This is a genomic window from Rhizobium sp. CC-YZS058 (genome assembly GCF_034720595.1).
GTDB lineage: Bacteria > Pseudomonadota > Alphaproteobacteria > Rhizobiales > Rhizobiaceae > Ferranicluibacter.
Map to the genome: position 1 here is coordinate 2,371,194 of NZ_JAYESJ010000001.1, position 13,312 is coordinate 2,384,505.

Here is a 13,312-nt window from a genome sequence, read left to right on the forward strand (position 1 = left end):
TGCATCTCAAGTTTTCATCAACGCCATTCAAGAGACCGATGAATTACAGGCATATCTATCACGCGGGCAATGTGGCGGACGTGCTCAAGCATGCGGTCCTCGCCCGGCTGGTCACCTATCTCAAGCAGAAGGACAAGGCCTTCCGGGTGCTCGACACCCATGCCGGCATCGGCCTTTACGACCTGTCCTCCGAGGAAGCGCAGAAGACAGGCGAATGGCGCGACGGGATCGGCCGGCTGCTCGACGTGCCGATTCCCGACGCCGTCGCCTCCCTGCTCGCCCCCTATCTCGATGCCGTTGCGGAGCTGAACCCCGAGGGCGGCGTGCGTTTCTATCCGGGCTCGCCCAAACTCGCCCGCATGCTCCTTCGGCCGCAGGACCGGTTGGCGGCGATGGAGCTGCATCCGGACGATTTCGCCACCCTGCACCGGCTGTTCGACGGCGATTATCAGAGCCGCATCACCGAACTCGACGGCTGGCTGGCGCTCGGTGCCCACTTGCCGCCCAAGGAGAAGCGCGGGCTGGTGCTGGTCGATCCGCCCTTCGAGCAGGAAAACGACTATGCCCGCATGGCCCGCCATCTCGCCAAGGCCTATCGCCGCTTCCCCGGCGGCCTGTACTGCCTCTGGTATCCGTTGAAGCGCGGTGCGCCGATCGAGGACTTCCACGAGAGCCTCAAGGCGCTCGGCATTCCGAAGATGCTCTGTGCCGAACTCAGCCTGCGCAGCGATAGGGAGACGACCGGGCTTTCCGGCTCCGGGCTGATCCTCGTCAACCCGCCCTTCACGCTGAAGGACGAGCTCTCGCGCCTCCTGCCTTTCCTGAAAGAACGCCTGGCGCAGGATCGTTTTGCGGGGACGCGGCTGTTCTGGCTGTCGGGCGAAACAGTGGCGCCGCGCGCGGATGAGGCTTGACGGCACGCCGGCCACCGACGCAGAGTCCAGCCACACGCAAAGACATCGCGGCGTCAGCGAAGAAGGATCGAGGCCTGGCCATGACCGGATGGATATCGTCTCTGGTGGGGGCGCTGCTCGGCGTCGCGTCCGTCACCTCCGCCTTCGCGGCCGATCTCGGTCCGGCGGCTCCGGCCTACCGGGTGGTGCCGGGCAAGGCCGCATCCGGCGCCTGCGCAGATCCGTCCGTCCTGTCCACGATCGTCACTCGCTTCGACTATACGGCGGCCAACGCGCTGCGCTCCGATATCGCCATTGTCGAGATCCGCGACATGCATCTGCGCCGCGCGCAGCGCAAGGACAAGCTTCATCTGGTCGGCCGGCAATGGTGCGGTGCGGCAGCGCTGACCAGCGACGGCGTCGTGCGGCCCATGTGGTATCTGATCGAAAGCGACTGGGCCTTCGCCGGCACCGGCTCGAAGACCGAATATTGCCTTCTGGGCCTCGACCCTGGCTATGTCTATGGCGCGCACTGCGCCTCGCTGCAGTGAGGTCCGTGCGCGGCGCGCTTGCCGCGCTTGCACTGCTGGTCTCCTCCGTGCCGCCGGCAGCCTCGCAGACGCCGATCTTCGGCAGCGGGCGGGCAGAGCGTGCCCCGCAGGCGGACCACGCCGCCTCCGCCTTCGATTTCTACGTCCTGTCGCTCTCCTGGTCGCCCAGCTGGTGCGCCGAGAACGACCGCGGGGCGCGCACGGCCCAGTGCCGCAAGGCCCATGGCTTCATCGTCCACGGTCTGTGGCCGCAGGCGGAAAGCGGCTTTCCGCAATTTTGCCGCAGCTCCGAGCCGGCCCGCGTGCCGGAGCGGCTGGGGCGCAGCCTCTTCGACCTCATGCCGTCGATGGGGTTGATCGGCCACCAGTGGCGCAAGCATGGCACCTGCTCGGGCCTGTCGCAGGCCGATTATTTTCAGACGCTGCGTGCCGCCCGTGAACGCATCACCCTCCCGCCGGCCCTCAACGATGCGGAGGAGCGCCTGACGCCCGCCGCCATCGAGCGCCTGCTGACGGAGGCCAATCCAGGGCTCACGCCGGATGGCCTGGCGGTGACCTGCGACGGTGGGAAACTCGATGAAGTGAGGATCTGCCTGACCAAGGATCTCGACTTCCGCGCCTGCCGCGAGGTGGACCGCGCCGGGTGCCGCGCCCGCACACTCACCATTCCCTCCTCCCGCTGACCGCGATCAAAGGGCCCGCCGATGAAGCTGCATTATTCCCCCGCCTCCCCCTATTCCACCAAGGCCCGCATGGCGGCTCATTATGCCGGCGTGGCGGTGGAGAACGTCCTGACGGACACGACCTCCAACCCGCCGGATCTGATCGCCAGCAACCCGCTCGGCAAGATCCCGACCTTGGTGCTGGACGATGGGCGGGCGATCTATGACAGCAGCGTCATCACCCGCTTCCTGGATCGCGAGAGCGGCGGCAAGCTGATGCCGCGCAATGCCGAAAAGCGGCTCGACGCGGAGATCCTCGAGGCGCTGTGCGACGGGATCTGCGACAGCCTGCTTGCGGTCGTCTACGAGAAACGCTTCCACCCGCCGGAAAAGGTGCATCAGCCCTGGATCGACCGGCAATGGGAAAAGGTCAGCCGCGGCCTCGACCATCTGGAGGCCCATCTGCCGAAAATCGGCACGCGCCTGCACGCCGGCCACTTCGCGCTCGCCGCCATGCTGCGCTACATAGAACTGCGCTTCGAAGGCGAATGGCAGGCGGGACGACCGAAGCTCGCCAAATGGCCGAAGAAATTCGAGAAGCATTTCCCGGACTACAGCCTGTTCAAGGCTTGAAAGCGTCTCGGCACGGACGCGAAAACGCCGCCCGCGGCGGGAGCCGGGGCGGCGTTGTTCTGTCTTGCGACGGTGGCTTGCTTAGAACTTCACGCCCATGCCGACCTTGACGCTGTGTTCGTCATAGCCGGAGGAGAAGTTGCGGCCGGGGACGTCGAAGCTCTTGGAGCCGTAGTCGGTGTAGCGGTACTCGACGCGGGCCGTGATGTTGTCGGTGACGAAGGCTTCCGCACCGCCGCCGGCCGTCCAGCCGATTGCAGTCTTGCTGTCGGAACCGCCATTCTGGCGAGCCTTGATGTCGGCAGCGGCAACACCGGCGGTGCCGTAGACGAGAACCGGGTTCAGGTCATAGCCGACGCGGGCACGCAGCGAGCCGTTGACGCCCTGCTTCATCGAGCGAGCATCGCCGTCGACATCCGTATCCTGGTAGTTGATGTCGGTTTCGGCACCGTAGACGATCTGGCCGTTCTGCATGTTGTAGCCGGTGTAGAGACCGCCGCCGAAGCCGGCCGCCGTGCGGTCGCCCGTGGCCTTGAACTCGCCGTGGTTCCAGTTGGCCGTACCACCGACATAGGCGCCAGACCAGTTCTTGACGACCGGCTCGCTGTAGGCGGCAGCCGGAGCGGCCGGCACTTCGTCGATCGCATCGGCGGCCTGTGCGGCCGAGAAGGCGGCGAACGACATGGCGGATGCCATGAGAGTGGTGATGAGAGTACGCATACTAAGTCTCCTTATCATTCCGAAACCAGGTCGCGGCGCGGCGTCCCTTTCCGGGGCACCGGCAAAATTGAAATCAACCCTGCCCGGTTGAGTTGGAAATTGCTGTCCAAATGCGGATTTCCAAGAGCCGAATTGTGAAATGATTGAGGCAGAGACATGGCTGAAAAACGATGTTGCTGCACCGCCACAGGCAGTTTGTTAACCATGGCACGCGTTACTTGCATGGTTACTTTGTTTCGCTTGGAAAACGCTGAATTCGGTACACTTTCTTCACAGCTTGGTAACGTTTCGTCAGCCGGCTTTTGCTGCAGGCGCGCGGCGCCTATATGCTCACGCATCACCCACCCGAATCTTTCGAAGAGGGAGACTGCGTGCGACACCCCCTAAAAACAGCGCTGGTGACCGGCGGCGCCCGCCGCATCGGCCGCGCCATCGTCGAGGATCTGGCCAGCCATGGTTTCGCCGTGGCGATCCATGCCCACGGCTCCACGGGCGAGGCCGAGGCGCTGGCTGCGACGATCCGCGACCGGGGCGGCCGCGCGGCCGCTGTCGGTGGCGATCTGGCGAATGTTGCGGCCCTGCCCGGTCTCATGGCGGCCGCAGCTTCGGCGCTCGGGCCGATCGGGCTGCTGGTCAACAATGCCTCGGTCTTTGCCAAGGATAGCCTCGACGCCTTCGATGAGACCGTCTGGGACCGTCACTTCGCCCTGCATGTCAAAGCGCCGTCCGTGCTGACGGGTCTCTTCGCCGCGCAGTTGCCAAATGATGCGGCGGGGCTCGTGGTCAATATGATCGACCAGCGCGTCTGGGCTCCCAATCCGAGATTTTATTCCTATATGCTGTCCAAGTCCGCGCTTCTGACGGCGACGGTGACCATGGCGCAGGCGCTGGCACCGGCGATCCGCGTCAACGGCATCGGCCCGGGGCCGACCCTGCCGAACGAGCGCCAGAGCGAGGACGACTTTCGGGCGCAGATCGACGCGCTGATCCTCAAACTGGGCCCCGGGCTCGAGGATTTCGGCCGCACGATCCGCTACCTGTTCGACACGCCGTCGATCACCGGTCAGATGATCGCGCTCGATGGCGGGCAGCATCTGGCGTGGGAAACGCCGGATCTCCTGGAGATTGTGGAATGAACGGACGAACGCCGGATGACGGCGGCATTGTGTATGACGAGACGGCACTCGACGACGAGGACGATGCGCTGGACGGCGCCGAGAGCGCGGAAAGCGCCGCCCCTGCCTTGCCGATCGACTGGGCGGAGACCGCGCCGGTGCCCGACGGGCTGCGCGGCGCGCCGCTGATCCAGGCCTATGTGAAGCATCTGCCGAACAATCCCGGCGTCTACCGCATGTTCAACGAGGCGGGCGACGTGCTTTACGTCGGCAAGGCCCGCAGCCTGAAGAAGCGGGTGAGCAATTACGCGCAAGGGCGCGGCCATTCCAACCGCATCGCCCGGATGATCCGCGAGACCGCGAACATGGAGTTCGTGACGACGCGCACCGAGATCGAAGCGCTGCTGCTGGAAGCGAACCTGATTAAGCGCCTTCGGCCGCGCTACAATGTGCTGCTGCGCGACGACAAGTCCTTTCCCTATATCTTGATCACCGGCGACAGCCGGGCGCCGGCGCTCTACAAGCATCGCGGTGCGCGCAGCCGCAAGGGGCAGTATTTCGGGCCCTTCGCCTCGGCCGGCGCCGTCGGGCGCACGATCAATTCGCTGCAGCGCGCCTTCCTGCTGCGCACCTGCACAGACAGCGTCTTCGAAAGCCGCACCCGCCCCTGCCTCTTGCATCAGATCAAGCGCTGCTCCGGCCCCTGCACCCGCGAGGTGAGCGACGAGGACTATGCCGAGCTGGTTTCGGAGGCGAAGGACTTTTTGTCGGGCAAGAGCCAGGCCGTGAAGGCGACCATTGCCAAGGCGATGAGCGAGGCATCGGAGGACCTCGATTTCGAACGCGCCGCACTCTATCGCGACCGGCTGGCCTCGCTTAGCCATGTCCAGGCACATCAGGGCATCAATCCGTCCGGCGTCGAGGAGGCGGATGTCTTCGCCATCCACCACGAGGGCGGCGTGTCCTGTATCCAGGTTTTCTTCTTCCGCACCGGGCAGAACTGGGGCAACCGCGCCTATTTCCCCAAGGCCGATCCGACGCTGACGCCGCAGGAGGTGCTCTCCGCCTTCCTCGCGCAGTTTTACGACGACAAGCCCTGCCCCCGGCAGATCCTGCTCGGCGATACGGTCGAGGAGCAGGAGCTGCTGGCCCAAGCGCTGAGCGAGAAATCCGGCTTCAAGGTAATGATTCTGACGCCCCAGCGCGGCGAGAAGAAGGATCTGGTCGATCATGCGGTTGCCAATGCCCGCGAGGCGCATGGCCGCAAGCTCGCCGAAACCGCCTCGCAGGCGCGCCTGCTCGAAGGTTTCGCCGCAACCTTCTCGCTCGATCGCGTGCCGCGGCGGATCGAGATCTACGACAACTCGCACATCATGGGCACCAATGCGGTGGGCGGCATGGTGGTGGCGGGGCCGGAGGGTTTCGCCAAGGCGCATTACCGCAAGTTCAACATCAAATCGACCGACATCACGCCCGGCGACGACTTTGGCATGATGCGCGAAGTGATGACGCGGCGCTTCACGCGGCTCCTGAAGGAAGAGGGCAAGCCCGACCGCAGCGCCGAACCGGCCGAGGATGCCGCCTTCCCCGCCTGGCCGGACGTGATCCTGATCGACGGCGGCCAGGGCCAGATGACCGCGGTGCGGGCGATTCTCAAGGAGCTCGACATCGAGGACTGCGTGGTGGCGATCGGCGTCGCCAAGGGCGTCGACCGCGATGCGGGGCGCGAGCGCTTCTTCCCGCCGGGCGGGCGCGAGGGCTTCTCCCTGCCGCCGCGCGACCCGGTTCTCTACTTCATCCAGCGCATGCGCGACGAGGCGCACCGCTTCGCCATCGGCTCGCACCGGGCGCGGCGCAAGAAGGAAATGGTCAAGAGCCCGCTCGACGAGATCGCCGGCATCGGGCCGACGCGGAAACGTGCGCTCCTGCATCACTTCGGCACCGCCAAGGCCGTCTCCCGCGCCGGCATCAACGATCTGATTTCGGTCGAAGGGATTTCGGAAGCCGTGGCGCGCCTGGTCTATGATCACTTCCACGAGGACGGGGCGAAGCCGCGCTGAGCGCGATGTCCTTTCAGGCCTCCGCCTCGCCTTCCGAGCCGGCCGCGTGGAAGCGGGCTTCGAACTCGCGGCGCAGCTCCCGCCTCGCCTCGGCGGCGCGCAGCCGGCGTTCGCCGACCGGCGTCGTCGGCACATGGCGCGGAACCGCGGTCGGCCGTCCCTCCTCGTCCACCGCCACCATGGTGAAGTAGCAGGAATTGGTGTGGCGGCGGGCGCCGGTGCGGATGTTCTCCGCCTCGACCCGAATGCCGACCTCCATCGACGTGCGGCCGGCATAGTTGATCGCTGCGCGGAAGGTCACCAGCTCGCCGACGAGGATCGGCTGGCGGAAGACGACCTGATCGACCGACAGGGTCACCGCATAGCGGGTGGAAAATCGCGAGGCACAGGAGAAGGCAACCCGATCGAGCAGATTCAGAAGCGCGCCGCCATGCACCTTGCCGGAAAAATTGGCCATGTCCGGCGTCATCAGCACGACCATTTCGAGCTCGCTCGACTCGTGTCCCCGATCCATCGCCTGCCCCCTTTGTTCCGCTCCGGTGCCGGGAGGATAGGCAGCCGTCGCGAAACCGCAACAGCGAAAGCGCAGACTTGCTAAAACGCCGTCACGGCCGCGCCTTGCACGCGGTCCGCCGTCGCCGGAAGGGCCAAGAATGTCGCCTTGGTTCAGGGCATGTTCAGATCAATTCCGCCACAATTCCAGCCCATCGCAGAAAAAGCGGTTGACCGAGCTGCCCTCAACGTCGTTCATCGCCTCTCGAAACGCCAGAGATCCCGTCGCCATGCGCAGAGTGCCCGTCGCCTACAATATTCCCAACCTTCTGACCTATGGGCGCATTCTTGCCGTGCCGCTGATCGTGCTCTGCTTCTTCATCGAGGGGAAGCTGCAGAGTTCGGACTTCGCCCGCTGGACCGCCTTCGTCTTGTTCGTGGTCGCGTCGATCACCGACTATCTGGACGGCTATCTCGCGCGCATCTGGAACCAGACGTCCAATATCGGGCGCATGCTCGACCCGATCGCCGACAAGCTGCTGGTCGCCTCTGTGCTGCTCCTGATGGCCGCCGACCGAACCATTGCCGGGTGGACGATCTGGGCAGCGATCATCATCCTCTGCCGCGAGATCCTGGTCTCGGGCCTGCGCGAATATCTGGCGGCGCTGAAGGTCAGCGTGCCGGTGACGCGGATCGCCAAATGGAAGACTGCGGTGCAGATGGTCGCAATCGCGCTCCTGCTCGTCGGCCCCGCGCTTGACAACATTCCGCCGGAAGCCACCGAGATCGGCCTTGCCACCAGCCTCGGCATCGCCCTGCTCTGGGTGGCGGCGCTCATCACCATGTATACCGGCTATGATTACTTCCGCGCCGGGCTGAAACATATCGTGGATGAATGAGATGGTGAAACTGGTCTATTTTGCCTGGGTGCGCGAGAAGATCGGCGTCAGCGATGAAGAGATCGAGCTCCCCGAGGGTGTCACGACGGCAGGCGATCTGATCCGCCACCTGAAGACGCTGGACGAGGCCCATGCGCTGGCGCTCGAACACGAAACGGCGATCCGCGTCGCGGTCGACCAGGAGCATGTCGAGCATGACGAGCCGATCGGACACCCGCGCGAGATCGCGCTGTTTCCGCCGATGACCGGCGGCTGAGGCGATGGCCGACGCCCGCATCACCGTTCGCGTCCAGCCCGAGGATTTCGACTTGGCTGCCGAGCTCGACGCCCTGTCGGCAGGACGGCGTGACATTGGCGGGCTTGCCAGTTTCGTCGGCCTTTGCCGCGATGAGGGCGGCCGGCTTGCCGCGCTCGAGCTGGAGCACTATCCCGGCATGGCCGAGGCCGAAATCCGCCGCATCTGCGTGCAGGCGGTGCAGCGCTTCTCCCTGAACGGCCTGATTGCCATCCACCGCCATGGCCGCATCGCGCCGGGCGGGCGGATCGTGCTGGTGGCCGCCGCGGCGCCACACCGCCAGGCCGCCTTCGACGGCGCAGCCTTCGTCATGGACTACCTCAAGACCTCCGCCCCCTTCTGGAAGAAGGAGCACGCGCTGGACGGCACCGCCGGCCAATGGGTCAGCGCCAAGGACGCCGACGACCGCGCCCGGGAGAAATGGGCGGAGAAGGGCTGAGCTCTGCCCTGTCTGCAAGCGGCAGCGCCTCACGCCCCTGCCCGCTCGCGCCGGGAGAGGATCAGGAGGAGGACGAGGGCGGAGAGGATGGCCGGGTCGCGCCAGAGGTTCTGCCCGTAGCCGCTCCACAGCGTTTCGGCGAGAGCGACACCGGCGGCACCCGCCGCCGCCCGCCAGGGCGTCTCATGCCCGCCGGCGGCGGCGATCACCACCACCTTCAGCCCCGTGACCAGCCCGGCTCCGAAGTCCATCGTTCCATAGGCCGCCGTGGCGACAAGGCCGCAGAGGCCGGCCATGGCGCTTCCCATGACGGCTGCAACCAGCATGACGCCATCCGCATCGACGCCGCACAGCCTTGCGGCCAGCGGATCCTGCGAGACGGCCTGCCAGATCCGGCCGATGCGGCTTGCCCGTCGCACGGCTTCCAGCACCAGGATCAGCGACAGGAGGAGCGCGCTGTTTGAGAGTTGCAGTCGGGTCAACGTCACACCGAACCCGGCCTCTTCGAGGAACACGACCGGCTCGGCGAGGAGCGGCGGAAGCCAGAGGCTGTGGCTCTCCATGGCAAGCCGCCCGGTCTCACCCAGAAGGATCATTACCGCGAGCCCGCCGATGAGGCCGGCATAGGGTGCGCCGTGGCGGAGCGGCGGCATGATCACACGCGCGACGACGACACCGGCCGCAAGCGCGGCGAGAAAGCCGAGTGCAGCGCCGAGCGCAAGTGCGGCAGGGAGAATGAGATAGAGCCGGTTCCAGCCCCAATCGGTAGCGACGAGCCCGATCTGCCCGGCAAAGGCGAACAGGGCGCCATAGGCGAGATCGGGCCGGCGCGTAAGCCCGAAGAGCAGCGCATAACCATAGCTGAGCGCGGCATAGAGCGCGGCCAGCGGTACGGCGTTGGCAATCTGTTGTGCGAGATAGGCCATTCTCCCCTCCCGCCACCAATCTAACTGGCAAAACTGATTTTGCCAGTTATAATCGCCGGATGGTTTTTTCCTGGACCCCTCACCGCTTCTCCGGCGGCGCGCTCGCCTTCGATCTCGCCAACAGCGTGATCCTGCGCTTCGATCCGGCCCGGCGTGTCGACCGCTTCGCCGACCCCGAGGCGCTCGATGCCTTTGCGGCCGCTGCGGCACGGCTGAGCGCCGACGCGCCGCTGCTGTCCGGCCTGCAGCCGACGGCGCCGGACAACCGCCCTCGTCTTATCGCGCTGCGCGAAAGCATCGATGTCTTCTTCCGAAGCCGGGTTCTGGGAGAGGAAAACCGGACGCAGCTTGCGTCGCTGCTGGATGCGGCGTCCCATGCGCTGCGCCATGCGCCGAGTGAAAAGGCGCTGGAGGCGCAGAGCGCCTACTCGGCCATGCGCCTGCTCTCGGACCCCGCCTCGGAGCGCACGAAGATCTGCGGCCAGTGCGGCTGGCTCTTTCTCGACCGCTCCAGAAACAGGACTCGTTTCTGGTGCGACATGGCGGTGTGCGGCAACCGGGCGAAGGCCAGCCGCCACTACCAGCGCCGGCGGGCCGCGGAAGTGCCATGAACCACTTCCCCCGCCTCCTGCTGCTGCTCACCCTCGCCGCGGCCCTTCCCGGATGCCAGCGGCAGGAGGAGGCCGGGCCGCTCGTCCTGTCGGGACGGCTTTTCGTCTTCAACTATCGTGTGGCGATCGCCACCTATCTCGTCACGCTCAGCCGCAGCGCCGCCCTGCCGGAGGGCAGCATCATCGAGGCAACCTTCGAAAATCCGCAAAAGGGCGCACCGCTCGTGCTGCGCCAAAAGGTCTTCCCCGTCGAAACCCGCATCACGCTGCAGAGCCCACCGGTGCACTGCGTGGTCAAGGACCGGCCCTACGCCGTCAGCATCCGGCTCTTCGCCGCAGACGGCCGCCTCCTCCAGAGCCTGGAGACGACGGTAACCTCCAGCGACGACCAGACGATCCTGCCGGCCAAGCCGCTGGTGGTCGGCCCGCTCTATGCGCCGAATCCGGATGTGTTTCGCGGCGACGGCTCCACGGATTTTACACCGGAGCGGGCCTGCCCGACATGAAAAAGACCGGAGCATCGCTGCCCCGGTCTCGCACTGTCCGTCCTGCTCTGGACGATCAGCCGACGATTTCGGTGTCGGAGAACCAGTACTTGATTTCCTGGGCAGCGGTTTCCGGCGCATCCGAGCCGTGAACCGAGTTCTCGCCGATCGACAGCGCATGCGTCTTGCGGATCGTGCCTTCATCGGCGTTTGCCGGGTTGGTGGCGCCCATGATTTCGCGGTTCTTGAGGATGGCGTTCTCGCCTTCCAGGACCTGGACGATGGTCGGGCCGGAGGTCATGCCTTCAACCAGCTCGCCGAAGAAGGGGCGTTCCTTGTGGACGGCGTAGAAGCCTTCCGCTTCGCGCTTGCTCATCCAGACACGCTTGGACGCAACGACGCGCAGGCCGGCATCCTCGATCATCTTGGTGATCGCGCCGGTCAGGTTGCGCTTGGTGGCATCCGGCTTGATCATCGAAAAAGTGCGTTCGATCGCCATGTGTAAAGTCCTCGGCTTGAGATCCCGCGGCTGCGGGGTTTCGTCAGGGGTTTGGCGGTTCCTTAACTGCCAATGCCCGGCAAAACAAGGGGTGGCGCGCGCCTCCGGCCGACACCCGCAGGCCGAAGCGCGATCGATCACCGAATTTCATGCGCGCCATCGCACCGCCACGCGCCGGCAGCTGATAGTCTTGCACCGAGGCCGCGGCTCCTTGCCGACGGCATGCCGATGCGCAGGAAGGAGAGGCCATGAGCCTGCACACCCATTTCACCCAGTTTGCCGCCTACAATGCCTGGGCGAACCGGCAGGTCTACGAGGCCGCCGCAAGGCTGAGCGACGAGGCCTACCGCCGGCCGGTCGGCGCTTTCTTCGGCTCGCTCCATCGCACGCTCAACCATATTCTCGCGGCCGACCGGATCTGGATGGCGCGATTCGTCGGAGCGGGGCCGGCGCCGGATCGGCTCGATGCCGAACAGGCCGCAACGCTTTCGCAGCTGACGGCGGAACGCCAGGCCGAGGATGACCGCATCCGCCGCTACATCGCCTCGCTCGACGACGCTGCGCTTGCCGGCTCCATCACCTACAGGCCGATCACCCTGCCCGAGCCGGTCACCCAGCCGCTGTCCGGCGGGCTTGCCCACTTCTTCAACCACCAGACCCATCATCGCGGCCAGTGCCACATGATCCTGACCGTGCTCGGCCAGCCGAGCCTCGCGCTTGACCTCGCCTGGTTCCAGCGCATGCCGGAGGCGCAGGCTGCGTCGCGGGCTTGATTCTTCAGTTAAGCCTTGGGAAATATTCAAGGAGCAAGATGGAGGAAGGGTCCTGATTCTGCCCTACGCGGCAGGAAGACAAAGGGCAATGCAGGCGAAGGGAGAGGTGTGTGGTGGAGTTGGAGTCCGGCGGCAGCGCTGCGGCCGGTACGATGCGCAAGATCTGCCGGGTGATGATGGAACGTGGGATCTCGGCCCTGCCGCGCAACTACGAACTGCTGTTCGAGGCTCTCTCGGGTCGTCGCCCGGACCTGCTGCGCGATCTGGCGGCACTCGGCAGCGAGCCCGAGCAGCGGCTGCTCGACGAGCTGGGTCTCCGCCACCGCCTGCCGGGCCATCTCGCCTTACAGCTCAACCGCATCCACAAGCTGGCGCACGAATCGCTCGTTGCCCTTGAACAGCCGGTCATGGACCTCGGCGCCGTCAACGCGCTGATGACGACGCGGCTCGAGGATCTCTGGGACCGGATTGCCGAGGCGCCGCTGGCCGCTACCGATTTCGCCGAGGAGACCCGGGCGCTGCGCGAGGTCGTGGCGCAGCTCCGGCGCAAGGAGAAGCAGATCAGCGCCACGGTCTGCGAGACCCGCGAGACCCTGAAGGTTGCAGCACGCGAGATCGAGGAAAGCCGCAAGAGCGGCAATGTCGACCGCTCGACCGGGCTCGGCAACCGCGCGGCGCTCGCCGAGCGGCTCGAGGCGCTCTACGCTGCGCGCGAAGCGACGGAGTCCTCCACCGCGCTGGTGATGATCGTGGTGGAGAAGCTGCACATGCTGGGCGAAACCTATGGCCCGGCGGTCGCCGAGAAGGCCGTGAAGAAGGTGACCGCTGCGCTGCGCAAGAGCGTCAAGCGCAGGGACTTCACCGCCCGCATCGGTCCCGATGAGTTCGCCTTCCTGTTCTACGAGGTCGATGCCCAGGCGGCACAGACGATCACCGCGCGGCTGCGCGACCAGATCCAGTCGCTCGAAATCCGCCTGCCCGACCGCGATTTTTCCGGCCTGCGCCTCGGCCTGTCCGCCGGCATCGCGCTGTCGAGCGAGGCGCGCGACGCGACGGACCTTGTCGATCGCGCCAACCTGGCCTTGAAGGCGGTGCGCGAGGGCGGGCGGCAGGGCATCCTCCTGTGCACGCCGCGCATGGGCGCGCAATTGAACACCCGGCGGGAGAAGCGCCCGCCGGCGGCGCCGGCGCTGAAGACCCCGCGCGTCAGCGCCGCCTGAGCCACGCCGCCACCGGGCCGCCGGGAGGCTCGTGTCCGC

18 protein-coding genes are annotated in these 13,312 nt (G+C 66.1%); 13 read left to right on the top strand and 5 right to left on the bottom strand.

Going from position 1 to position 13,312, the window contains the following annotated elements:
- Positions 1 to 38: 38 nt before the first annotated feature.
- From U8330_RS11420 to U8330_RS11435, 4 genes are all read left to right on the top strand, one after another.
- Positions 39 to 914, top strand: coding sequence for a 23S rRNA (adenine(2030)-N(6))-methyltransferase RlmJ (locus tag U8330_RS11420; protein ID WP_323105396.1), 876 nt, complete (start codon positions 39 to 41; stop codon positions 912 to 914).
- A gap of 80 nt (positions 915 to 994) precedes the next feature.
- Positions 995 to 1,444, top strand: coding sequence for a hypothetical protein (locus U8330_RS11425; protein WP_323105397.1), 450 nt, complete (start codon positions 995 to 997; stop codon positions 1,442 to 1,444).
- 5 nt (positions 1,445 to 1,449) lie between these two features.
- Positions 1,450 to 2,127, top strand: a complete 678-nt coding sequence (locus U8330_RS11430) for a ribonuclease T2 family protein (RefSeq protein ID WP_323105398.1) — start codon at positions 1,450 to 1,452, stop codon at positions 2,125 to 2,127.
- A 21-nt stretch (positions 2,128 to 2,148) separates the two neighbouring features.
- Positions 2,149 to 2,739, top strand: coding sequence for a glutathione S-transferase (locus tag U8330_RS11435; protein ID WP_323105399.1), 591 nt, complete (start codon positions 2,149 to 2,151; stop codon positions 2,737 to 2,739).
- Positions 2,740 to 2,820: 81 nt separating this feature from the next.
- Here the strand turns inward: U8330_RS11435 and U8330_RS11440 are convergent, their stop codons facing one another.
- On the bottom strand, positions 2,821 to 3,459 hold the full coding sequence (locus U8330_RS11440) for an outer membrane protein (RefSeq protein ID WP_323105400.1): 639 nt from the start codon (positions 3,457 to 3,459) through the stop codon (positions 2,821 to 2,823).
- A gap of 14 nt (positions 3,460 to 3,473) precedes the next feature.
- Positions 3,474 to 3,797: a hypothetical protein gene (locus U8330_RS11445; RefSeq protein WP_323105401.1), complete on the bottom strand. Its 324-nt coding sequence runs from the start codon at positions 3,795 to 3,797 to the stop codon at positions 3,474 to 3,476.
- Positions 3,798 to 3,830: 33 nt separating this feature from the next.
- On the opposite strand from U8330_RS11445, the gene U8330_RS11450 reads away from it, so the two are divergent.
- A complete protein-coding gene (locus U8330_RS11450; RefSeq protein ID WP_323105402.1) occupies positions 3,831 to 4,595 on the top strand; it encodes an SDR family oxidoreductase in 765 nt (254 codons plus the stop codon).
- Positions 4,592 to 6,634: an excinuclease ABC subunit UvrC gene (uvrC, locus tag U8330_RS11455; RefSeq protein ID WP_323105403.1), complete on the top strand. Its 2,043-nt coding sequence runs from the start codon at positions 4,592 to 4,594 to the stop codon at positions 6,632 to 6,634. The genes U8330_RS11450 and uvrC overlap by 4 nt, the downstream gene beginning before the upstream one ends.
- Positions 6,635 to 6,647: 13 nt before the next feature.
- Here the strand turns inward: uvrC and U8330_RS11460 are convergent, their stop codons facing one another.
- The gene (locus tag U8330_RS11460; RefSeq protein WP_323105404.1) at positions 6,648 to 7,148 is read right to left on the bottom strand and encodes an acyl-CoA thioesterase; all 501 of its coding nucleotides are present in this window, start codon (positions 7,146 to 7,148) and stop codon (positions 6,648 to 6,650) included.
- Positions 7,149 to 7,416: 268 nt separating this feature from the next.
- Between U8330_RS11460 and pgsA the strand changes: the two genes are divergently transcribed.
- From pgsA to U8330_RS11475, 3 genes are read left to right on the top strand one after another with little or no spacing between them, the layout of a single operon-like run.
- Complete coding sequence (gene pgsA / locus U8330_RS11465) at positions 7,417 to 8,025, top strand: CDP-diacylglycerol--glycerol-3-phosphate 3-phosphatidyltransferase (RefSeq protein ID WP_323105405.1); 609 nt, start codon at positions 7,417 to 7,419, stop codon at positions 8,023 to 8,025.
- Position 8,026: 1 nt separating this feature from the next.
- Positions 8,027 to 8,281, top strand: coding sequence for a molybdopterin converting factor subunit 1 (gene moaD / locus U8330_RS11470; RefSeq protein WP_323105406.1), 255 nt, complete (start codon positions 8,027 to 8,029; stop codon positions 8,279 to 8,281).
- 4 nt (positions 8,282 to 8,285) lie between these two features.
- Complete coding sequence (locus tag U8330_RS11475; protein WP_323105407.1) at positions 8,286 to 8,759, top strand: molybdenum cofactor biosynthesis protein MoaE; 474 nt, start codon at positions 8,286 to 8,288, stop codon at positions 8,757 to 8,759.
- Between the two features lie 29 nt (positions 8,760 to 8,788).
- Here the strand turns inward: U8330_RS11475 and U8330_RS11480 are convergent, their stop codons facing one another.
- Complete coding sequence (locus U8330_RS11480; protein WP_323105408.1) at positions 8,789 to 9,685, bottom strand: branched-chain amino acid ABC transporter permease; 897 nt, start codon at positions 9,683 to 9,685, stop codon at positions 8,789 to 8,791.
- Positions 9,686 to 9,744: 59 nt separating this feature from the next.
- Between U8330_RS11480 and U8330_RS11485 the strand changes: the two genes are divergently transcribed.
- Positions 9,745 to 10,296 carry a CGNR zinc finger domain-containing protein gene (locus U8330_RS11485; protein WP_323105409.1) on the top strand — a complete coding sequence of 184 codons (552 nt, stop codon included), beginning with the start codon at positions 9,745 to 9,747 and terminating at the stop codon, positions 10,294 to 10,296.
- Positions 10,293 to 10,802, top strand: coding sequence for a hypothetical protein (locus U8330_RS11490; protein WP_323105410.1), 510 nt, complete (start codon positions 10,293 to 10,295; stop codon positions 10,800 to 10,802). Before U8330_RS11485 ends, U8330_RS11490 begins: the two co-directional genes overlap by 4 nt.
- A gap of 55 nt (positions 10,803 to 10,857) precedes the next feature.
- Here the strand turns inward: U8330_RS11490 and ndk are convergent, their stop codons facing one another.
- Entirely contained in the window at positions 10,858 to 11,280 is a 423-nt protein-coding gene (gene ndk, locus U8330_RS11495) for a nucleoside-diphosphate kinase (RefSeq protein ID WP_323105411.1), read from the bottom strand.
- Between the two features lie 254 nt (positions 11,281 to 11,534).
- Between ndk and U8330_RS11500 the strand changes: the two genes are divergently transcribed.
- On the top strand, positions 11,535 to 12,053 hold the full coding sequence (locus U8330_RS11500; RefSeq protein WP_323107264.1) for a DinB family protein: 519 nt from the start codon (positions 11,535 to 11,537) through the stop codon (positions 12,051 to 12,053).
- 110 nt (positions 12,054 to 12,163) lie between these two features.
- On the top strand, positions 12,164 to 13,273 hold the full coding sequence (locus U8330_RS11505; RefSeq protein WP_323105412.1) for a GGDEF domain-containing protein: 1,110 nt from the start codon (positions 12,164 to 12,166) through the stop codon (positions 13,271 to 13,273).
- Positions 13,274 to 13,312: the final 39 nt, after the last annotated feature.

Coding starts and splice junctions, on each gene's coding strand:
- U8330_RS11420 (WP_323105396.1), top strand. CDS start 39: ATGAATTACAGGCATATCTATCACGCGGGCAATGTGGCGGACGTGCTC.
- U8330_RS11425 (WP_323105397.1), top strand. CDS start 995: ATGACCGGATGGATATCGTCTCTGGTGGGGGCGCTGCTCGGCGTCGCG.
- U8330_RS11435 (WP_323105399.1), top strand. CDS start 2,149: ATGAAGCTGCATTATTCCCCCGCCTCCCCCTATTCCACCAAGGCCCGC.
- U8330_RS11440 (WP_323105400.1), bottom strand. CDS start 3,459: ATGCGTACTCTCATCACCACTCTCATGGCATCCGCCATGTCGTTCGCC.
- U8330_RS11445 (WP_323105401.1), bottom strand. CDS start 3,797: ATGCGTGAGCATATAGGCGCCGCGCGCCTGCAGCAAAAGCCGGCTGAC.
- uvrC (WP_323105403.1), top strand. CDS start 4,592: ATGAACGGACGAACGCCGGATGACGGCGGCATTGTGTATGACGAGACG.
- U8330_RS11460 (WP_323105404.1), bottom strand. CDS start 7,148: ATGGATCGGGGACACGAGTCGAGCGAGCTCGAAATGGTCGTGCTGATG.
- pgsA (WP_323105405.1), top strand. CDS start 7,417: ATGCGCAGAGTGCCCGTCGCCTACAATATTCCCAACCTTCTGACCTAT.
- moaD (WP_323105406.1), top strand. CDS start 8,027: ATGGTGAAACTGGTCTATTTTGCCTGGGTGCGCGAGAAGATCGGCGTC.
- U8330_RS11475 (WP_323105407.1), top strand. CDS start 8,286: ATGGCCGACGCCCGCATCACCGTTCGCGTCCAGCCCGAGGATTTCGAC.
- U8330_RS11480 (WP_323105408.1), bottom strand. CDS start 9,685: ATGGCCTATCTCGCACAACAGATTGCCAACGCCGTACCGCTGGCCGCG.
- U8330_RS11485 (WP_323105409.1), top strand. CDS start 9,745: ATGGTTTTTTCCTGGACCCCTCACCGCTTCTCCGGCGGCGCGCTCGCC.
- U8330_RS11490 (WP_323105410.1), top strand. CDS start 10,293: ATGAACCACTTCCCCCGCCTCCTGCTGCTGCTCACCCTCGCCGCGGCC.
- ndk (WP_323105411.1), bottom strand. CDS start 11,280: ATGGCGATCGAACGCACTTTTTCGATGATCAAGCCGGATGCCACCAAG.